Below are 20,147 nucleotides of genomic sequence, written 5' to 3' on the forward strand. Positions count from 1 at the left end.
TACATCATACTCCTCTTCTTCCAGTGCAGTATACATATATTTGCTTTTTTCATCGACGTCTTGGTTTTTATTTAGAAAATTGACATTTATTTTTTTTCATTGCCAATGCGTTCAATGATTGCATGATTTGTATTGCTCATAAGAATTTCCTTATAAAGAGAAATTATCCTTTCTTCCTTATTGATCTAGAAATCAACAAATCTCAAAGAAAACATCATCAGAAAAGAACAAGAAACTCAATTACCTTACTTTTCTTATATTTATTGATGTATTTGAGAGATTTTTATTTATTAACTGTTGCAGAATTAATTATGCGAAGGCCAATAAGTTCTTTTTATTTTCCATGTGATATCTAATACGATATACAAATAATATTAAAAAATTTAAATTATTTTATGAACTTATTTTTAAGGACTTCTAAATAACTTCCCACATCATATTGATATTTTAGAAGCCCCTGATTTATTTTTAATATGCTTGTACTTCTGAGTGAATGTTATGATCACTAAGAGTGAAAGTGATCTTCTCTCGAATAGCCGGACACCTTGTTTAAGAGATATAATCTCATCAACAAGGAGTAATCATGGTAAGACAAGTTTATACAAAAGAGTTCAAAATTAAAGCTATTGAACTACTGGAATCAAGTAATAAGCCCTTAAGACAAGTAGCCAGAGAGCTTGTTGTAGCAGAAAATAACCTATATAACTGGCGCAAACAATACCTTCTCAAACAAGAGAAAGTATTCCCAAATCAATCTCAATTAAATGAAAAAGACTTAGAATTAAAGCGATTGAAAGCGCGTGTAGCGGAGCTGGAAGAAGAGCGAGAAATCTTAAAAAAGGCGGCAGCGTTTTTCGCCAAGGAAGGCCAGCGAAATATGCGGTAATAAAAGAACAATCGGCTTTTCATCGTGTACAAAAGCTTTGTTAGGCATTAGGCGTATCCAGTAGCGATTACAACAGGCATTGCGTAAGTTGGGTAAATATCATGGGAAAGCGAGGATCAAACGCTTAATGCAGCAGGAAGAACTCAAACCTAAAGCGGCAAGGCGTTTTAAAGTGACAACAGATAGTCGCCACTCAAAGCATGTGGCCGAAAATATCTTGGGAAGACCATTTAATCCTGTTGCTATTAACACCGTTTGGGCGTCTGATATAACCTACATTCAAACTGATGAGGGCTGGCTTTATCTAGCATAGATTTATTCAATCGACAGATTGTCGGTTGGAGCATGGGAACTCGGTTGGTTACAAGCCTTATTGAAGATGCTCTTATCATGGCGATTCACCGCAATAACCCACCTAATGGCGTTATTCATCATTCTGATATAGGATCTCAATATTGCAGTAATGCTTATCAATCGCTTCTCAAAGAACATGATTTTATTTGCTCCATGAGTGGCTCGGGTAACTGTTATGACAATGCAGTTATGGAAAGTTTCTATCATACTTTGAAAGTCGAAATGATTTATGGGGAACAATATAAAACTAGAAAGGATGCTCGATTAGCTCTATTCGATTACATTGAAGTGTTTTACAATCGTCAGCGCATCCATTCAACTTTAGGGTTTCAGACCCCGAATGACTTTGGGTTGGTTGCATAATGTTGGTGTCCTGTTTTTTCGAGGAAAGATCAAATGTGGCGTATTTTGAGGCGACTATAGGCATTTGTTCATTATTCTACGGGTGCTTTTTTAAAATGTCGAACTACCTTTGTCGTCGCATTGTCAATTATTTCGCCTCTAATGTCGCCGGGTGTATCACTAACTTCGGCTAACATCCAAATATATAATTTCTCAATATCATCGCCAGACTTATATTGTATTATTTTCTCATTGGAATAAATTCGTGCGGTATATTGTTGATTCATATCTCATTCTCCATTCAAGATATTGCTCAATAAATCCATTTCACAATTTCATCTTGAAAGACCTTCTTTTAAGCAAAATCTTATTATAAATTATAGCCTAGTTGGGGTGCTCGTTGAGATGTTTTGATACGTTTTGCTTGTCCTATTTGTTTAATCAGATATTCGTCAAGGAATCGGCGGTTTAACAAACCAGTCAAGAGCTCGCAGATTGATTGAGAATGCAGTATGGGGTAAGTCAGGATACGTGTGCAAAATGGGTCACTTCATTTTTATAGAGACCCATAACCCTTGCCGTGTATGGGTTGTAGCCTTTTGCCATAGAAATGGTTTTTAAGATAAAAATTAGAGTAAACTATTACTGCTCCCATGGTGGCTTTGGTGTGATTGTCAATGGGGTAGAACTATCATCTTTTTTCATTTCCTCCTGATTTGCAGTAAGATCAAGAGCGTTATGTCGCATTGTTGTTTTAAAATTTTGCATTCTTTCACGTGCTGCTAATAATTCTTCCTCTGATGGTTGCAGTGTAACCGATGACAACTGACTTTGCTCATCTTTATTGTATGGTTTATCAGCGCAAACAAATGGAAGTGCCTGGTTAGTTATAACATGAATTGTTGATAATTCATTATGCCCACTTGGTAGTGATATTAACTCAACATTATACCCGTTTCTTTGTAATTCTTGAGGGAATCTTTGGTTAGCTTCAAGTCGAGTTTCGCCTGTAACATTATATTTGATTTGGTTAGCAGGTGTTTGTCTCAGGGTTTCTAATTGGCCAATAGACATGAAAATATTCAAGCCTTGTGGTGAATAAATCTATTTTTTATCATTTGAAATAATCAAGTAGGAAGAAATGGACGAGTAAGTTGCTTTAGTTACCATCGGAACAGGTAGTATTGATACAGCTGTATGTCAGGAGATGTAAAAAATCGAATTATCAAATTTCATTGATTGTTATTTCAAAGAAGGCAATCATGGACCAATAACCATGGCGCGCAAGCGCGGATTGTCCTTAGGACATGGCATTAACCCAAATTTTTATTGGAAAAAATGCAATGTTATTTCATGTAGAAAGAAGGACAATCCTTTTGCGAAAATACATTAATGTGGTCATGAAAAAAATAGAGCCTATTATTGCAAGCGTCAGAAATTGCGGCCACACGATACCAAACCCTGCCCCTCTAAATAAAATCGATTGAGCAAGCATCACAAAGTGAGTGTTAGGCGCAACCAGCATCATGGTCTGGACAAATTCAGGCATGCTCTCACGAGGGGTCAATCCACCTGAAAGCATTTCTAGCGGGAGAAGTACCAGAATCAATAAGATACCAAATTGAGGCATGGAGCGGGTGATGGTTCCCATAAAAATACCTATTGACGTTGTAGCGAACAAATTGATTGCCGCACCAAGCAAAAACAGAAGAATTGAACCCTCAATGGGGGCAGAGAGTAACCCTTGTACCACTGTAATAAGCGAAACAGCACAAACGATGAGTACAATGGAAGCCATTGCCCAAATTTTGCTGGCCATGATTTCAAATGGCGTGACTGGCATCACTAATAAATGTTCAATTGTTCCATGTTCGCGCTCCCGAAGTAATGCGGCACCCGTTAGCACAATGGATAACATCGTTACATTATTAATCAACTCCATTAAGGCACCAAACCAGATCTTAGTTAATGTCGGGTTAAATCGAACGCGGACTGCAAGATCAACAGGCGGAGTTTCCACAGAACGATAATGTTCGACAAATTCATTGATCTCCCTCTCAATAATAGTTTGAATGTAGGCTGTTCCTGTGAACGCCTGACTCATGCGTGTAGCATCAATATTCAGTTGAAGGGTTGGCTTTCGCCCGGACAAAAGATTCCGTTGAAAATCAGGCGGGATATTTAAACCAAAGGTATATAAGCCTTCATCCATGCCCGAATCCATCTTTGCTTGTGAGGTGGTCACGTATTTTATAAATTGTGGGGGATAAAAAGCATCCCTGATACGTTGTGAAACAGCGGATTGATCGAGATCAACAATGACAATCGGTGCTTTGTGCAGCATTTCGGGCATGGCTGTGGCTGTTGTATAGATTTGTACAGTAAATGCAAAGACGATCAGTGCTATCATAATTGGGTCACGAAGCAAACTTCGATATTCCTTAAACCCAAGTTGCACAATATTACTTATTGTCACTTAGCGCTCCTGTTTTTTTAAAAATAAAAGACAACACCCAAGCAATACCGGCAAGGTGATGAGTAAATATAAAAAAGGATGGAGCAAATCTTGAAAACTCAGTGCCTTGGAAAAAGTACCTCGCGAAATCGTAAGAAAATGCGTTACCGGATAGATTTGGCCTATCATTGCTCCCAATCCTTCCAAAGAGGATACCGGCTCTATCATGCCAGAAAACTGGGTGGCTGGAAGAAGCGTCAGTATTGCAGTTCCAAACAATGCCGCCACTTGGCTTTTCATAAAAGTGGAGATTAGAAATCCCATCGAAGTGGAAAGAGTAACGTAGATTAAAGCACTAAAGAAAAGGATGGAAAAACTTCCTTTGATCGGTACATCAAATAAATAAATGGACAAGGCGATTAGCAATAGAAAATTAAATACGGCCAAAATCACATAAGGTATCAATTTTCCCAAAAGAAACTCAAGTTTAGTAATGGGCGTCACGTATAAATTAACGATGGATCCCAGCTCTTTTTCTCGCACCACAGAAAGTGCCATCAACATCGCCGGGATTAACATCAATAGGATAGGAATGACGGCTGGAACCATGGCAGGTAAACTTTTCACATCCGGGTTATAACGAAAACGAGGCTCAATATTGAAGAACTCCTCCGATTTTTGATGAGTCAAATAAGGCCAACTATTCACTAACCAATGCTGATGCATTCCATACACATAACTCTGAATGGTTTCTGCACGGGTAGGCATTGCTCCATCAATCCATGCCCCAACTTGTACGGGAGTCTCTTTATTGATGTCACGGGCAAACCCACTTGGGATTTCCAATGCCAAGCTTAATTTTCCGCTTCGCATACGTTGATCCATTTCTTTATAATCCAAGATGGGAGGGAGTTCTTTAAAATAGTGCGAGCTGGCTATATTAAGAACATAAGCGTGGCTGGCATTCGTTTGATCCCGATCAAGAACTGCAAAGGTTAACTGTTCGATATCCAGAGTAACTCCATAACTCATAATGATCATCAGTAGAATGCTTCCCAAAAGCGCAAGAGTTGCACGAATTGGATCGCGTATCAGTTCGAGCGCTTCACGACGGCTGTAGCTGAACATGCGTCTGATGTTGAAATATTTTTTTGCAGGAATGATTTTGGGGTGTTCAGATAAAGAGCTCATGATTGGTTTTGCAGGATGTTGCCCTGAAGGATTCACCTCCTTCTTCTTCATGGCCTCTTCTAGATAGCTGATAAAGGCTTCTTCTAGCGAAGAGGCTTGTCTTTGTTGGATGAGTTTGACTGGATTTTCACTAACCAATACTTTACCGGCATGCATCAGCGAAATGCGATCGCAACGTTCTGCCTCATTCATGAAATGGGTAGAAATAAAAATGGTTACTTTATCCTGTCGGGATAAATCAAGCATTAATTGCCAAAATATATCGCGAGCAACCGGATCAACACCAGAAGTCGGTTCATCAAGAATGAGTATATCGGGTTGATGGATAATGGCTACAGCAAGAGAAAGCCTTTGACGAAGACCTAGTGGTAATGAGTCAGGCCGTTCATTTTCATAGTCAGACAAAGAGAATTTTTCGAGCAATTGTTTGATGCGTTTGGGAATGCTATGGGCGGGCAAACGAAACAATTTGGCATGCAACATGAGATTTTGATGAACCGTTAATTCCGTGTACAGCGAAAAAGATTGGGACATATAGCCAATGCGTTGACGTATCATCAGATCGTTTGAATCAACAGATTGTCCAAATAGCGAAGCTTGACCCTCGCTGGCAGGAAGCAGACCGGTTAATATTTTCATAACCGTTGTTTTGCCACAACCATTCGAGCCAAGAAACCCAAAAATTTCGCCACGCTCTATACAAAAATTGACGTGGTCTACTGCGACAAAATCACCAAAGCGTTTGGTCAAACCGGTTGCTTCAATAGCTACTTCCGATTTTTGAGTGGATGAGCGGGGTTCTATTACCATGGGGTGCATTTGTCGCTGCTGCTCGGGTAAGAGGGCAACAAACGCTTCTTCCAGAGAATGAGTACGACTTTGCCTCAACAGGTCACTCATAGTCCCTGAAGCCAAGACTTTTCCAGCATTCATTGCAACCAGCCAATCAAAACACGCCGCTTCCTCCATGTATGCAGTGGCCACCAGAACACTCATTTTCGGCATTTCAGCACGCAACGTCTCAATGAGCTCCCAGAATTGACGCCTTGAAAGGGGATCCACTCCTGTCGTAGGCTCATCCAGAATTAACAGATCGGGAGTGTGAATCAGAGCACAACATAATCCAAGTTTCTGCTTCATCCCTCCAGACAGCTTACCTGCTGGCCTGTCTCGAAAAGGGAATAACCCTGTTCTATCCAACAAACGGGTAATGTAGTATTGTCGCACTTCACGGCTATGGCCAAAAAGACTCCCAAAGAAATCGATGTTTTCAAATACTGAAAGGGTAGGATACAGATTTTTCCCCAAGCCTTGAGGCATATAAGCAATGCGCGTGCAGAGGGCTTCACGATGAGAGCTACTCGCCATATTGCCACCAAGAACAAAAATTTGTCCGCGTTGAATGACGCGGGCTCCAGCAATGAGTGAAAACAGACTGGATTTTCCAACACCATCTGGCCCAATGAAGCCAACAATACAACCAGAAGGCAGTTTAAGAGTAATGTTATCCAGGGCACAAGTTTTACCATACCACAAACTCAGGTTATTGATTTCACAAACCGGTTTTTCAACCCCATTATTGGAGGCCTTGTTATTTGACATTTATTTTAACTTCCAACGCCGCGGGCCATTTGCTTTTGGGATCTAATTGAACATAAGCCATCCCTGGCAGCCCTGTCTTGACTAAGGCGATATATTTTTTCAGCAATTCAGGTGCAATACGGGCTTTAACACGGAACATCAGTTTTTCTCGTTCACTGGCCGTTTCTACGGCTTTAGGTGTGAATTGCGCCACACTGGCGACAAAAGTCACCTTAGCCGGTATCACATAGTTGGGTGCCGCATCAAGAATTAAATGAACTGGTGCGCCGATTTGTACTTTACCTGCTTGCTCTGTTGGAAGAAAAAAAACCATATACACATCACTTAAGTCAACCATGTTCAATACTCTGCCTCCTGCGCTGAGCACTTCTCCTGGTTGCGCAACCCGAAACTGGATACGTCCATCACAGGGAGCGATTAAAGTGCTGTCGTTGATATCTGCTGATATACGCTCGATGGTCGCTTGGGTCGCATCGACAGAGGACTCTACGGCGACAACTTCTGCCTCAGCAGTTGCAATCGATGCATCAGCGGAAGCAACATGCGCTTTGGCAGCATGGAGAGTGGCTTGTGCGCTATAGAAATGAGCACGGGCCTCATCAAGACTATCCAGTGACGCAGCCCCTTTAGTGACCAATTTTTCAGTACGGGAAAGGCGTTTTTGCGCCAAATCGAGCTCTGCTTCGCGTTGAGCAACGGTAGCTAATGCGGCTTCTTTTTCACTTTTTCGTTGAATGACCTGATTTTTGGCACTAATGACTTTGCTCTTGGCTTCTTTATTCTGTGCTTTGGCTTCTCTAAGCTGTGCTTCTAATACTTCCGTATCCATTTTAGCCAGAACTTGACCTGATTTTACAAAGTCACCTTCATCCACCAGGATGGTTTCTATTCGTCCAGGAATTTTGGTTGCAATATCAATCTCTACGGCTTCAATACGCCCATTACCACTGGCAAAACCTTCTCCCATTGGATTGGGGTGATAATAATACCAAAAAATGGGTATTAGCATAAGGCATAAACCGCCAATAACAATTCCCCATAACCATTTTTGTTTCCTTCCGACGGCCATGTTCATCCTTATTTTCAATAATCTCTTTTAATGTACCGGTATGAGGTGCATTCCAAAGTCCGCACGTTGTTTGGCATAAAACTGATTTAAGTTATTTTTGCTATATTAAAATTAATTCACTTAATGATTTAAGACAAATGTATTTTACACTCATTATGATTATTATAGGGATTTTTTTCCTTTTAGGAGGAGCCATCGTGGTTTGGCCGCTTATCAAAAAAGCATCGTATTATCATTACCAATGGATAGCCAATCTTGTGCTTATTTGTTTTTTTATAGGCAGTTTTCTTTTTGTCATTGTCTACACCCTTTTGATTAATGAGTTTTTTACGAATTATTTTTACGCCACCCTTTTTTTATTAGGGGGTTTTTATGTGTTTTGGATGAGTTATTTGAGTTCAAAAACGATTGAAAAAATCAAAACCATGGATAATTTGAAGTTAGAATATGAAAAAATTCGTTATAATGCAGAACACGATAAACTCACCGGATGCTTCAATCGTCATTATTTAATGGAAATTTTGGACAATCGCTTTAGAAAAATCAAATTAAACACTGGACAGTTAACGGTCATGTTTGTTGATTTAGATGGGTTTAAGAAAATCAATGATGAATATGGCCATGATTTCGGGGACCAAATCTTACAGCGCTTTGGTCAATTATTAAAACAACAACTTCGAGAAGAAGACATCATTGCCCGCTATGGTGGCGATGAATTTGTGGTATTGGTTGAAAACATCCCCTTAACTAAAGCCAAGTCTATCGGACAGAAAATCATTCAAACGACTTCTCGGATTACCAAAGAAAAACTCCCTAATCATTCATCACTTGGTTGTTCTGTGGGCATCACCCAATTAACCAAGAACTCGTTATCCATCAATAGCGTGCTAAAAAAAGCGGACGACGCCTGCTACAAGGCTAAAAAAAATCATGGCAATACCATTTGGGTCGATGACAACATGACCTCTTCATTTCTTGACTGATAACCCATGACAAATAACATTGATTAATAATCAAGTAGAAATTTAAAAAAGAAAATATCCTCCTACAGCGAAGATGAGATATAAAAAAACCAAGACGCCGCCCATCCATCGTGATATCCGCTGTGTTAACATAAAAAGAGAGATTATGACCATGGTGAACAAGCAAAAAGGCAGATAGAAAATTAATGTTTGCTGATTGACCTTCACGGGTTTTATCATGGCAATAATACCTGCATTAAATAAAAAAAATGCAAAAATTGAACCGACCACATTACCAAAACTAATTTCCGCTCTTCCTTTAAGTGCTGCAGGCAATTCCCTGGCTATTTCCTCAATACTGACTAAAAAAGCAAGAATAATCATTCCGAAAAAGGTGCCGGAAAGTCCAAAATATCGAATCATGGTTTTAGATGCCATAACGATGAGCTCACTCCCCACAAGAATGGCTACTAGAGAGAAGAGAAGTAATCCTAAAGATTTCCACCGTTCTTCTTTTTTGACCGAGTCTATGGTTTCAGAAAGTTCATGAGATGGCTTGATGTCATACCCTTTTTTATGGAGCCATAAGAGGTAAAAGACTGAAAGGATAAAGCTTACAAATAAAATCAAGCCATCGATTCTCGAAAGTTCCCCATCTAATGCGAATAGCCCCCATAGAAGAATAGCTAGGTTAGGTAAAATAAGAATACGTTTTGGTGTTTGCTTAAATGTCATCGGTGCAATTAATGCGGTGATGCCAAAGGCTAGTGCAATCGCGACCATGGTGGCACCGATGATTGAACCTAAGGCAATGCCTGCCATTTCGTTAAACGCACCGACGGCTCCAATGGCTAAGTTTTCTGGGTCGAAACCAATAAAAACAACGCTGATGAAAAAAGTAGAAACTCCAAAACTGGCCGAAGTTCCCACGGCTCCTTTCACCAGTTTCTCAGCAAAACAAATCACCAATAGAAGTCCTATGATAAAGAGCCCTATGGCCAGAAAAATATTCAATTTGTTGCTCCAGCAATGGAATTAGGTGTTGCCTTTTCGAGAAAATAAAGAGTTAATTCTTGTTCTATCACTGCAACTTGTGAATAAATTCTCTAATCGCAGCCACCTTGCATCATAGCTTACTTAATCCAAATAAATAAAGCTTTGCGGAGAAAGAAGAAGCCATCCGCTCTAATTCACTAATTGAGATAATATTTTAAGCGCTTATCCTCTATCGCTTGATTTTAATTTATGTTAGCATGCTAATTATTAGTTTGTTAATTGGTTTTTGGAAATGAGGCGCTTCACTCTGTTAGTGCATGAAATTAGCCTTGGTTGGCTCTATTTGCTCGATACAATCTCAAAACAGTTGAATTTTGGTCAGGCCCATCGAGCCTGGCTATTCCCCTTCTTAAGGGTAAAAAATCCATTGCTCCTTACGCAGCATCCTACCCTCTTTGAGACGTCAATTAAGCGACTCAGAGTAGGGCAGGTCATGAATAAATCGTACTTAAAACCTGCTGGGGCAACATCCCTTGATTGTAAGAGAATCCCTATCCACCCTGTGTCCTCCAGATTGAAATGGAGAAGCATATGAAATCCGCTTACCACAAGTTGATTGGGTTAACAGGGGCAATGGCTTTATGCTCATGCACTGTTGGGCCTGATTTTGTAAGACCCTCACCATTAAGAAACCAAGCCTACACCTCTAAATCAACATATCAATTGGGCAATCAACACGTAGCACTGAAGAATAAAACGTCACGAACCTGGTGGAAAGAATTTCATTCCCCAGCGCTCAATCACCTGATGGAGCAAGGCATCCAGCATAATTATTCTCTGGCGGCCATGCGAGAATCCTTGGCACAAGCCAAAGAGTTGGTTGCGGCCTCCCAAGGCCAGTTATGGCCTCAAGCCGGGCTCAATGCGACCGTCGGAAGGCAACAATATGGTCCTGCCACATTTGGACCCGTTAATCTCCGAATTGAACCCTTTTCCTATTATCAAATAGGTCCTAATGCTTCTTATACGCTCGATGTCTTTGGTGGAACACGTCGCACCATTGAAAAGCAAAAGGCATTAGCTTTATATCAACAACATGAGCTGGATGCCGCATTTTTGACATTAACCGGTAACATCGCCACAACGTCTTTAACCCTTGCGACAATAAAAGCACGCATCGATGTACTTAAGGACATTATCCAGGATGACAAGAAAAATCTACAGCTGATTCAAAAATCCTTTAGTGTGGGTTCGTCTTCTCGAAGTGATGTTTTAAGCGCGCAAAGCCAGTTAACCAATGATGAAACTTTATTGCCCTCTCTCTATCAACAACTTCGTGTTGCACAAAACACACTCAATGTTCTTTTAGGTACACTGCCACCGCGTTCACAGAAGGATTTAGTTTTTCAGTTAAAAGACTTTACTTTGCCTAAAAAACTGCCATTAGAACTGCCATCAACGCTTGCTCATAAAAGGCCGGATATCCTCGCTGCGGAAGCGAGTTTGCATGCAGCCAGTGCGGATGTTGGAATCGCTACGGCACGTCTTTATCCCAACATCACCCTTTCTGCCACACTCTTACAGGAGGGAGTAATTCCCAGCGCTCTATCAAGTATTTCTCCTAATGCATGGAGTCTTTTGAGTAATTTAACAACTCCTGTTTTTTCTGGAGGGACATTGCGTGCACAACGCCGAGCCTCCATCCATGCCTACCAATCGGTTTTGGCTCAATACCAACACATAGTACTTAAAGCATTTTATCAAGTGAGCGACCTGTTGTATGCCTTAAAACACGATGCAGAGGAACTTGCATTACAGAAAAAAGCGGTGCTGACCGCCAAAGAGTCTCTACGTGTGGCCAGATTGAGCTTTACTGCAGGCGTGGTTGGCGTTTTAGAAGTGCTTGATGCGGAACGATTGTATGCTCAATCGCGTTTGGGCTATGTCAATGCTCAAGCACAAAGGTATCAAGACACCATTCAACTGTATCTTGCTTTAGGTGGAGGGCTCTATCCTTAAACCTCGTGCACCTTGTTTATTAGGAATCAATGAGGTGGATTAATGAACTAGCAAAAATAAGGAATGTGCAAAAAATGGGGGTCATTCGCTCTGTGAATGAATTGAAATACTTTTTCCTTTTTTAACTAAGTCAGAGAAAATTTTAGAATTAAATGAAATGAGTTACAAATCATTAGTTAACAACGGGCTATACAATATGAACGCGTTCCCTATGGTATTATATGAAACCGCAGCCACTTGGCGAAATTTACTTGATAAACGCTTAAAACCATTAGGCCTTAGCCAGGCAAAATGGCGGGCATTGCTCCTTCTCTCCATGACGAAATACCCATTGACACAAATCCAACTTGCTAAAAAGCTAGGCATTGAGGCGCCGACTATTGTCGGTTTAATCGATCGCCTCACTAAAGAAGGATGGGTGATTCGACAAGATGCAGACTACGATCGCCGCGTCAAAGTCATCTGCCTTACTGAAAAAGCCACATTGACTCTTGACCAGATACAAAATACCGCAGAGGAACTTTCTAAGGAATTACTTGCTCCTTTATCTGAAGCAGAATTAGAAGCATGTATTGCCACACTACAAAAAATTAAGAAAACCGCCGAGGAATCTTATGAATAACCCAACCCTTCTGAAGAAATCAATCCTGCACAAGTGGCGCAATAAAACGCATTCATGGAAACGTTTTCTAATCGTCTTAAGTCTCACATTAATCACCTTAGCCAGCATTTATTTCTGGACTCTTGCTCAACGGTATGTCAGTACAGAAGATGCCTATATTAATGGAAATGTAGTCCAAATTGCATCCCGAGTAACCGGCCCGGTAAAACACCTCTATGTGGAGAACAATCAATTTGTTGAAAAAGGGCAACTGCTGTTTGAGTTAGACCGCACGCCTTTTGAAGTCGCAGTGGAACAAGCTGAGGCCCAATATCTCATTGATAAGACCAATCTGCAACATGCCGAAGCCACTTCCATTCGAACCCGAGAGTTAGTCAAAAGCGAAGTGATGTCTCGTCAAGCCGGAGATGATGTTAAAGCAAAACTTAAAAGCGCCAAAGCAGCTTTGAGACTTTCAGAAGCCAAACTCAAAGAAGCCAAATTGAGACTATCCTATGCCCGTGTGCTCGCTCCAACAAGTGGTTGGGTGAGCAACCTGTCTCTCAGGGTGGGCAATGTCGTTTCAGAAAACCAGCCCCTGTTTGCGATGATTGATGACACCACCTTTTGGGTGGATGCTAATTTTAAAGAAACAGAACTGGAACACATCCAACCAAATCAACGAGCAACCATTAAAATCGACATGTATCCCCATAAACAATTCATTGGGGTGGTCAACAGCATTAGCGGTGGAAGCGGCACGGCGTTTTCATTAATGCCACCACAAAATGCCACTGGAAACTGGGTCAAAGTAACACAACGCGTCCCTGTCCGCGTGCAAATCATCAAACCGGACTCCCAATATCCTTTGCGCCTGGGCACTTCAGCCAAGGTATCCATCGATTTACAGTCCAAGCAAGTGAGTAAAACCTCATGAATAATCCTTCGGACTCTTTATCCGCCTCACAACGCTGGATAATTACCGTAGCCATCATGGCAGCTACCCTGATGCAAGTATTGGACACGACCATAGTTAATGTCGCACTGCCTCATATGCAGGGTTCATTAGGCGCAAGCCCCGATGAAATAACCTGGACCTTAACCAGTTATTTAGTAGCTTCTGCCATTTTCATGCCTTTAACCGGTTATTTTACAGATAGGTTTGGCCGAAAAGCCTACCTTCTTTTATCAATTATAGGGTTTACCCTTACCTCCGCTTTGTGTGGTGCAGCAACCTCTATCGTACAAATGGTGGTATTTAGATTGCTTCAAGGCATTTTTGGTGCTGGGTTGGTTCCTTTATCCCAAGCCATTTTGACTGACATTTTTCCAGATAATGAACGCGGTAAAGCCATGGCCATTTGGGGTATGGGCGTCATGGTAGGCCCTATCTTAGGTCCGTCGCTGGGTGGGTATCTTACTGACATTGCCAGTTGGCGATGGACATTTTATGTCAATATTCCATTTGGGATTGCGGCAACACTGATGGTATTCCATTTTGTTCCGGATACTCTTAAAAAGGAACGCAAGATGGATTGGATTGGCATGATACTCATTGCGTTGGCAGTAGGCTCCATTCAATATGTTCTTGATCGCGGCAATCAAATGGATTGGTTTGCCGCCTTGGATATTCGCACTGCCACATTTTTAGGTCTCATCAGTTTATGTGGATTCATAGCGTACAGCATCAAAAACAAATCCAATGCCCTCTTTGACCTTTCTATTTTTCAAGATCGTAATTTTGTTCTTTCCAGTCTATTACTGGCCATCTTGGGATTGGGTATGTATGGAACAATGGTTATCCAACCCCAAATGCTACAAGGTTTACTGAATTATCCCGTTTTAATCGCAGGATTAATCATGGCGCCCCGCGGGATTGCCAGTATGTTCAGCATGATGATTGTTGGTAAATTAATTAATCAAGTTCAACCTCGCTGGTTAATTTCGATAGGAGTGTTACTCAGTGCTTCCGGGATTTATATCACGACTCATTACTCCCAAGAGGTTAGTCTAGCCTGGCTCATTTGGCCATTAATACTCCAAGGATTTGGATTGGGCTTGATTTTCGTTCCATTATCCTCTGTAGCATTTTCAACCTTACCGGTTTCTTCTCGTGCCGAAGCGGCTGGACTGTACAGCCTATTACGTACCATAGGCTCTTCTGTAGGGATTTCCATTACTATCACCTTCTTAAGTCGCCACACTCAAATGGCCTGGAATCAAATCGCAGGCTCAATTCAACCCTACAATCCAGCATTAATGGAATACCTACGCCCCTGGCATCTTAAAGCCACGGATCCACAAGCCGCTGCCTTATTATTGAATGAGCTAGGTAAACAATCGCTAATGCTCTCTTATATCAATACATTCGCGTTTATCATGTGGAGTTTTCTGATTATGTTACCTTTTGTATTATTGTTGAAACAAAATAATTCGCCAGCTACCTCTATTGTCAGCGAGTGAGGCGGCTCATTTCTCTTTCGTTGATTGTGAGCAAACAAAATGGCTTTGAAAAGCGGAATTGGATACATATTTTTATAGTCCATTACCTATGGTTCTCTAATAAAAGAGTAATGGTCATTGTTTGGTTATGTAATTCACAATTGCCAACGGTCAATGGTGACAATTCACCATAAGAGTAAAAGCCAATTTGAGTTGATCCCTTGGGCATTGATTGCAATGTAGTTTCTGTTTCTTCCTCAGTGCGCTCACCTAATAGTAGTCTTCTGCCAACACAACTAATATCAATTGCCAAAACGGGCTCTTCTTTTAAGTCCCTATTTTCAAAAAGAAGATTATTAGCGCTTTCACTTGCATCATTCGCACTTTCAATGAGTCTATCAAAATTGGCACGCATTAATCGAGCATGGTATCCTTGAGGTACGTCTCCAGCAAAAACTAAGGATTGGCTGTTTTCATCAATACCCAAAATAGTGCGTACAATATACTGAGAATCTGGATCAAAATAATTACGGATAGCAAGTGGGTAAAGCAAACCAGAAGCCGGTAATTCAGAAGCCCTCTCACCAAGATAAGCTTTATAGAGTTTTAATGCCGGTTGATGGTCTAATTCATAAAGAATATTTCCTTTAGAGTGGGTAATGAATCTTTCTGGACCAAAAATATCCCAACCGCCTTGCGACCCATATCCTATGTGGATTTGCTCGCCATAAAACCCTATGGCTGCAATGCAGTGGTCAACGATTTGTCCTTCATAGATAAGCCAGGTATTTTTAAAATCAGCACCGTCACCAGCAAGTCCTCCAGTAATAATGACTTCTTTAGCTGAGTGTTTGTTTAAGCCCTTGATTAATTCGGAACCATTAACATGTAAGCCGTCAGACAAAATAAAAATACCCTTGGGTTTCTGATGTTGATGCAATAATTTTGCCAATTGGGCACCGGCCTCGTAAGAATCTTCAGTTCTTTTTACTTCAGCCTTTGCGAGCTGTAGTTTTGTGGATTCAAATTGAACCACAGCAACGGAAATACTGTTATCAAAAATATTAGGCCCCAAAATTTCCCCTGCGGTGGAACAACCTATGATTTTTGATTTTTTATAAGCTTGGGCTAATTGTTCAATTGGTTTTGCATTATTTCTAAAGTTTGGACTGGCAAAAACTAAAACGAATGTACTTTCGGAGTCCAGTTCAGGAAATTTCTGAATGCTCCATCCCAGATTTTGGATGTATTGAAAAGATTGAATTTTCATTATACTAATGTCATTTCAATTTAACTTTCGAATAATCAATTATAGCCCATTTTAAAATATATTAATAAAATGAGATATTCAAAATTAGATATTCGAAAGACCCTTCGGTAACATTCACTTATGAGGCAATAGGCGAACCCCACTTGCAGGAATTGCGGGTTGCTGATTTGCTTAAGATGTAATCCAAACCATCTATTTTTCCCAAAATTAATTCTTCTGTTAGATTAAAATAATAAGTCTGTACTTGATACCCACGTAGTTAAGAAAAACCAATCGACACACACAATGCAAATGATAAAAAAACTTTCTATGACATCCAAATACCTGAATTTTTAAATTTAAAGTTTACGGCATATTGGTACAATGATACTTATTTAAAACAACACTTAAGAGAATACAATTCCAAAGGCGAACCAGTTATGTTTTTTAAAAGAAACAATGACACCGACTTGAAGGGAGTCATGATAGAAAATGCCTTTATAAAAGGAAATGAAAATTATTATCTTTTTCTTGGATTTGAAATCGATACTAAACTTACAAAAAAAGACACACCTTCAATTGTATTTCCAGGAGGATTTGAACATACCACAATTAGCTTAGACCACAAACAAGATACATCTTTCTTGACGCTAACATACTCTACAAATGAAAACTATTATAATTTAATTAACGAAATAGGCACCGTAGACATTCAATATCCTCTTTTTTAAAGCAAATTATGTATAAAAAATGACGTAGTTTCATAGATTTGACCACGTCACCTATGATTTATTACCGCCATCTACAAATTAACCCAATCTGCGCCAATGAATTGAAACATGCTTTACTAAAGTCCGTTGAATGCGCTGTAAAGGATATTTAATCTTTAATATACTCTGAATTCAGTTCATCTTCGTATATAATTCACGCCCTGTTATGACTCGGGTATATAACGATCACTATGGACAGAATATTAACTATTTCTTTACTCATTTTTATTCACATTTCCACGGCATGTGCAGAATTAACCAAAAAATACATTAGTCATAATGTAGAAGATTTTAATAGCACAATAACTGCGACAATGAATCGAACAAACTTTGATGAATGTAAAAGTCTTGGAAGAGAGTTTGTTGCAGATTTTAATAAAGCACACAAAACATTTCTCGATGGTCAATACATCAAAGCAACTATTAATGTATTAAATATTGTAGAAAAGCAAATGAGTCATATGGATTTTCTTTAAGTCTAACTCTTGCGAACAGCAATCAGCTTTAACCGCAGTTGCTTTTCAATTTCAAGCACAGCAAAAAACAGTGCGCCGGTTAGAACGACGAGTACGCCATCCCCAAAGGGGATACTTTCAGTAACAAATATGGTTTGTAAAGGAGCGAAATAGGTGATTGCAAACTGTGCCACAGTAATCACAATGACCGCCATCCAAACCACTTTGGTCCCTTGTACTGCGTTCCATGTGAGTGATGTTCCATAAATATTGCGAATATAAAACAAATGAAAAATCTCAAGAACAACCAGTGTGTTTAATGCGATTGTGCGTGCCAACTCAAGCGAGTAACCGCGATCGAGCGCATAAAAATAGAGTCCAAAGACGCCACAAATAAAGAGAATAGAAACCAGAAGCATATGCCATACCAAGCTGCCGGTCAGTAAAGGCTCGTTTCGAGGGCGTGGTGGTCTTTGCATGGTCCCTTCTTCGGTCGGCTCAAAGGCCAGGGCAATGCCAAGAGTCACTGCGGTAATCAGGTTGATCCATAAAATTTGAATCGGCGTTACCGGCAAGCTTAGACCTAACAGCAGAGCCAGGATAATCGTCATTGACTCACCCGCATTGGTGGGTAAAGTCCAGCTAATCACTTTTTTAAGATTATCATAAACAGTACGGCCTTCACGTACAGCGGCTACAATGGAAGCAAAATTATCATCCACCAGTACAAATTCAGCCGCCTCTTTGGCGACTTCACTGCCTTTTCTCCCCATAGCAATTCCTGCATCTGCTCGTTTTAACGCAGGCGCATCATTGACCCCATCGCCGGTCATGGCCACAGTCATTCCATGTGATTGCAATGCCATCACCAGCCTTAGTTTATGTTCAGGACTTGTTCGGGCAAAAATATCGGTTAGCAATACAGCATTTCTGAGTACGGCGTCATCCATGTTATCCAAATCAATGTCTGTTAATACCTTATCCAAATTTTTAAGTCCTATTTGCCGGCCAATAGCAACCGCTGTACTGGCATGATCGCCTGTGATCATTTTTACTTGAATGCCCGCTGTATGGCATTCTGCCACTGCTGCAATGGCTTCAGGTCTGGGCGGATCAATCAGTCCAACCATCCCAAGTAACGTGAGATTCCCTTCAACATCAGCGAACTCCAAAACGATATGTTCTGGCTTTATTTTTCTGACAGCAAAAGCGAGGATGCGCTGTCCACTTGCTGCAATCATTTCCATCTGCTCTTTCCAGTAAGACTCATTTAATGGCTCTGTTCCACCCCAGTCTGTTTGTTGAACTTGACACATACCCAAAATCTGCTCAGGAGCTCCCTTCACCATGACCATCGCATGATTGAAATGGTCGTGGTGAAGAGTTGCCATGAAGCGATGCTTGGCATCAAAAGGAATGATATCGGTACGCCTCCAGGATTCGTTTTCCTCTTTAAGGACAAGTCCCGTCTTACCTGCAAAGGTTAACAAAGCGCCCTCCATAGGGTCCCCATCCACAGACCAACATCCTTCATGTTCACGAAGCATGGCGTCATTGCAAAGAATTGCTGCATGGGCCAGTTTTTTCAGTACAGGGTGCTCGTTATGATCAATGATTTGTTCATTCAACATCAGGGCACCGACCGGCTCGTAACCGGTGCTGTCGAGAGTAAATAGGTGGCTGCTGGTTATAACCGAAGACACGGTCATCTCATTTAGAGTGAGGGTACCTGTTTTATCCGTACAGATAACCGATACCGCGCCTAAGGTTTCAATGGCAGGTAGTCGACGTACAATGGTATGTCGTCGCGCCATAGCCTGCACACCAATAGCTAAGGTAATTGAAAGAACGGCAGGAAGACCTTCCGGGATAGCCGCAACCGATAAACCAACCACGACCATAAACAATTCAACAAACGGGTGATGTTGAACAAAATACCCATACGCAAGAAGGAGTGCCGCAATCAATAAAATGAACAAAGTCAGCCATTTTGCAAACAGCCCCATTTGTAGGACTAAGGGTGTGGTTAAAGACTCTACTTTTGACAATAGCCCACTAATATGTCCAATTTGAGTGGATGAGCCTGTGGCCACCACAATGCCTTTGCCCTGACCATTGGTTACCAGGGTCCCACTAAATGCCATACAAGTCCTGTCACCTAATACGGCATTTCTTGGGACTGAATGAATGTGTTTTTCAACCGGAATGGATTCACCAGTTAAGATGGCCTCCTGGATGGTGAGTCCATGAGATTTTATTAAGCGTACATCGGCAGGAACTTTATCTCCTGCTTCCAGCAAAACAATATCGCCTGGCACAAGCTCCTCACCAGCAATACGCCGTCGTTCGCCATCCCGTAATACGGTAGCCGTAGGGGACAGCATTTTCCGAATCGCGTCCAGTGCTTTTTCTGCTTTTCCTTCCTGGATAAAACCGATTAGGGCATTGATGATGACGACTGCTAAAATAACGCCAGTATCTATCCAATGTTGCAAGAGTAAAGTCACCAGAGCAGCCCCTAGTAACACATAGATGAGGATGTTATGAAACTGGAGCAAGAAGCGAAAATAAACATTTTTTCTTTGAGGTTCCGGTAAACAATTGAGGTCATAACGTTTTAATCTGTTTTTCGATTCGTCCTCGCTTAAACCGAATTCTGATGTAGTATTTAATGTCGCGAGAATTGCTTCTGCTGACTGCTCATGCCAGCAGAGCTCTGGGATGTTGTTTTTTGATTCCACCATGGTCCTCTTT

Annotated in this window: 18 protein-coding genes; 10 read left to right on the plus strand and 8 right to left on the minus strand. The window is 40.9% G+C overall.

Annotated elements, in window-relative coordinates:
- The first annotated feature begins 583 nt into the window (after positions 1 to 583).
- The 3 genes from HBNCFIEN_RS16535 to HBNCFIEN_RS16545 all read left to right on the plus strand — a co-directional run bounded on the left by HBNCFIEN_RS16535 (position 584) and on the right by HBNCFIEN_RS16545 (position 1,603).
- Positions 584 to 886 (plus strand): transposase, encoded by a 303-nt coding sequence (locus HBNCFIEN_RS16535; protein ID WP_014845112.1) that lies wholly within the window; start codon positions 584 to 586, stop codon positions 884 to 886.
- A gap of 127 nt (positions 887 to 1,013) precedes the next feature.
- A complete protein-coding gene (locus HBNCFIEN_RS16540) occupies positions 1,014 to 1,199 on the plus strand; it encodes an IS3 family transposase (protein ID WP_019350445.1) in 186 nt (61 codons plus the stop codon).
- A 32-nt stretch (positions 1,200 to 1,231) separates the two neighbouring features.
- A complete protein-coding gene (locus HBNCFIEN_RS16545) occupies positions 1,232 to 1,603 on the plus strand; it encodes an IS3 family transposase (protein WP_019350446.1) in 372 nt (123 codons plus the stop codon).
- 71 nt (positions 1,604 to 1,674) lie between these two features.
- Here the strand turns inward: HBNCFIEN_RS16545 and HBNCFIEN_RS16550 are convergent, their stop codons facing one another.
- The 5 genes from HBNCFIEN_RS16550 to HBNCFIEN_RS16570 form a co-directional block, all read right to left on the minus strand.
- Positions 1,675 to 1,869: a hypothetical protein gene (locus HBNCFIEN_RS16550; protein WP_014845111.1), complete on the minus strand. Its 195-nt coding sequence runs from the start codon at positions 1,867 to 1,869 to the stop codon at positions 1,675 to 1,677.
- 355 nt (positions 1,870 to 2,224) lie between these two features.
- The gene (locus HBNCFIEN_RS16555) at positions 2,225 to 2,656 is read right to left on the minus strand and encodes a hypothetical protein (protein WP_014845110.1); all 432 of its coding nucleotides are present in this window, start codon (positions 2,654 to 2,656) and stop codon (positions 2,225 to 2,227) included.
- 277 nt (positions 2,657 to 2,933) lie between these two features.
- Positions 2,934 to 4,058, minus strand: coding sequence for an ABC transporter permease (locus tag HBNCFIEN_RS16560; RefSeq protein WP_019350447.1), 1,125 nt, complete (start codon positions 4,056 to 4,058; stop codon positions 2,934 to 2,936).
- Complete coding sequence (gene rbbA / locus HBNCFIEN_RS16565; RefSeq protein WP_014845108.1) at positions 4,059 to 6,830, minus strand: ribosome-associated ATPase/putative transporter RbbA; 2,772 nt, start codon at positions 6,828 to 6,830, stop codon at positions 4,059 to 4,061. It abuts the gene before it with no gap.
- On the minus strand, positions 6,820 to 7,899 hold the full coding sequence (locus HBNCFIEN_RS16570; protein WP_019350448.1) for an HlyD family secretion protein: 1,080 nt from the start codon (positions 7,897 to 7,899) through the stop codon (positions 6,820 to 6,822). The genes rbbA and HBNCFIEN_RS16570 overlap by 11 nt, the downstream gene beginning before the upstream one ends.
- Before the next feature lie 137 nt (positions 7,900 to 8,036).
- Between HBNCFIEN_RS16570 and HBNCFIEN_RS16575 the strand changes: the two genes are divergently transcribed.
- Entirely contained in the window at positions 8,037 to 8,882 is an 846-nt protein-coding gene (locus tag HBNCFIEN_RS16575; RefSeq protein ID WP_014845106.1) for a GGDEF domain-containing protein, read from the plus strand.
- Between the two features lie 42 nt (positions 8,883 to 8,924).
- Here HBNCFIEN_RS16575 and HBNCFIEN_RS16580 read toward each other — a convergent pair whose 3' ends face one another.
- A complete protein-coding gene (locus tag HBNCFIEN_RS16580) occupies positions 8,925 to 9,875 on the minus strand; it encodes a sodium:calcium antiporter (RefSeq protein WP_014845105.1) in 951 nt (316 codons plus the stop codon).
- Between the two features lie 573 nt (positions 9,876 to 10,448).
- Between HBNCFIEN_RS16580 and HBNCFIEN_RS16585 the strand changes: the two genes are divergently transcribed.
- The 4 genes from HBNCFIEN_RS16585 to HBNCFIEN_RS16600 all read left to right on the plus strand — a co-directional run bounded on the left by HBNCFIEN_RS16585 (position 10,449) and on the right by HBNCFIEN_RS16600 (position 14,940).
- Positions 10,449 to 11,876 (plus strand): efflux transporter outer membrane subunit, encoded by a 1,428-nt coding sequence (locus tag HBNCFIEN_RS16585; RefSeq protein ID WP_014845104.1) that lies wholly within the window; start codon positions 10,449 to 10,451, stop codon positions 11,874 to 11,876.
- Between the two features lie 157 nt (positions 11,877 to 12,033).
- Positions 12,034 to 12,498: a MarR family winged helix-turn-helix transcriptional regulator gene (locus HBNCFIEN_RS16590; protein ID WP_223499727.1), complete on the plus strand. Its 465-nt coding sequence runs from the start codon at positions 12,034 to 12,036 to the stop codon at positions 12,496 to 12,498.
- Entirely contained in the window at positions 12,491 to 13,414 is a 924-nt protein-coding gene (locus HBNCFIEN_RS16595; RefSeq protein WP_014845102.1) for an HlyD family secretion protein, read from the plus strand. The genes HBNCFIEN_RS16590 and HBNCFIEN_RS16595 overlap by 8 nt, the downstream gene beginning before the upstream one ends.
- Positions 13,411 to 14,940: a DHA2 family efflux MFS transporter permease subunit gene (locus tag HBNCFIEN_RS16600; protein WP_014845101.1), complete on the plus strand. Its 1,530-nt coding sequence runs from the start codon at positions 13,411 to 13,413 to the stop codon at positions 14,938 to 14,940. Before HBNCFIEN_RS16595 ends, HBNCFIEN_RS16600 begins: the two co-directional genes overlap by 4 nt.
- A gap of 82 nt (positions 14,941 to 15,022) precedes the next feature.
- Here the strand turns inward: HBNCFIEN_RS16600 and HBNCFIEN_RS16605 are convergent, their stop codons facing one another.
- Complete coding sequence (locus HBNCFIEN_RS16605; protein ID WP_014845100.1) at positions 15,023 to 16,189, minus strand: FIST signal transduction protein; 1,167 nt, start codon at positions 16,187 to 16,189, stop codon at positions 15,023 to 15,025.
- A 419-nt stretch (positions 16,190 to 16,608) separates the two neighbouring features.
- Between HBNCFIEN_RS16605 and HBNCFIEN_RS16610 the strand changes: the two genes are divergently transcribed.
- Both HBNCFIEN_RS16610 and HBNCFIEN_RS16615 read left to right on the plus strand, forming a co-directional pair.
- A complete protein-coding gene (locus HBNCFIEN_RS16610) occupies positions 16,609 to 16,899 on the plus strand; it encodes a hypothetical protein (protein WP_014845099.1) in 291 nt (96 codons plus the stop codon).
- Positions 16,900 to 17,129: 230 nt separating this feature from the next.
- Positions 17,130 to 17,414 (plus strand): hypothetical protein, encoded by a 285-nt coding sequence (locus HBNCFIEN_RS16615; RefSeq protein WP_014845098.1) that lies wholly within the window; start codon positions 17,130 to 17,132, stop codon positions 17,412 to 17,414.
- 2 nt (positions 17,415 to 17,416) lie between these two features.
- Here HBNCFIEN_RS16615 and HBNCFIEN_RS16620 read toward each other — a convergent pair whose 3' ends face one another.
- On the minus strand, positions 17,417 to 20,137 hold the full coding sequence (locus HBNCFIEN_RS16620) for a cation-transporting P-type ATPase (protein WP_014845097.1): 2,721 nt from the start codon (positions 20,135 to 20,137) through the stop codon (positions 17,417 to 17,419).
- Positions 20,138 to 20,147 lie beyond the last annotated feature (10 nt).

This window comes from Legionella sp. PC997 (genome assembly GCF_014109825.1).
GTDB lineage: Bacteria > Pseudomonadota > Gammaproteobacteria > Legionellales > Legionellaceae > Legionella.

Coding starts and splice junctions, on each gene's coding strand:
- HBNCFIEN_RS16535 (WP_014845112.1), top strand. CDS start 584: ATGGTAAGACAAGTTTATACAAAAGAGTTCAAAATTAAAGCTATTGAA.
- HBNCFIEN_RS16540 (WP_019350445.1), top strand. CDS start 1,014: ATGCAGCAGGAAGAACTCAAACCTAAAGCGGCAAGGCGTTTTAAAGTG.
- HBNCFIEN_RS16545 (WP_019350446.1), top strand. CDS start 1,232: ATGGGAACTCGGTTGGTTACAAGCCTTATTGAAGATGCTCTTATCATG.
- HBNCFIEN_RS16550 (WP_014845111.1), bottom strand. CDS start 1,869: ATGAATCAACAATATACCGCACGAATTTATTCCAATGAGAAAATAATA.
- HBNCFIEN_RS16555 (WP_014845110.1), bottom strand. CDS start 2,656: ATGTCTATTGGCCAATTAGAAACCCTGAGACAAACACCTGCTAACCAA.
- rbbA (WP_014845108.1), bottom strand. CDS start 6,830: ATGTCAAATAACAAGGCCTCCAATAATGGGGTTGAAAAACCGGTTTGT.
- HBNCFIEN_RS16570 (WP_019350448.1), bottom strand. CDS start 7,899: ATGGCCGTCGGAAGGAAACAAAAATGGTTATGGGGAATTGTTATTGGC.
- HBNCFIEN_RS16575 (WP_014845106.1), top strand. CDS start 8,037: ATGTATTTTACACTCATTATGATTATTATAGGGATTTTTTTCCTTTTA.
- HBNCFIEN_RS16585 (WP_014845104.1), top strand. CDS start 10,449: ATGAAATCCGCTTACCACAAGTTGATTGGGTTAACAGGGGCAATGGCT.
- HBNCFIEN_RS16590 (WP_223499727.1), top strand. CDS start 12,034: ATGAGTTACAAATCATTAGTTAACAACGGGCTATACAATATGAACGCG.
- HBNCFIEN_RS16595 (WP_014845102.1), top strand. CDS start 12,491: ATGAATAACCCAACCCTTCTGAAGAAATCAATCCTGCACAAGTGGCGC.
- HBNCFIEN_RS16600 (WP_014845101.1), top strand. CDS start 13,411: ATGAATAATCCTTCGGACTCTTTATCCGCCTCACAACGCTGGATAATT.
- HBNCFIEN_RS16605 (WP_014845100.1), bottom strand. CDS start 16,189: ATGAAAATTCAATCTTTTCAATACATCCAAAATCTGGGATGGAGCATT.
- HBNCFIEN_RS16610 (WP_014845099.1), top strand. CDS start 16,609: ATGTTTTTTAAAAGAAACAATGACACCGACTTGAAGGGAGTCATGATA.
- HBNCFIEN_RS16615 (WP_014845098.1), top strand. CDS start 17,130: ATGGACAGAATATTAACTATTTCTTTACTCATTTTTATTCACATTTCC.
- HBNCFIEN_RS16620 (WP_014845097.1), bottom strand. CDS start 20,137: ATGGTGGAATCAAAAAACAACATCCCAGAGCTCTGCTGGCATGAGCAG.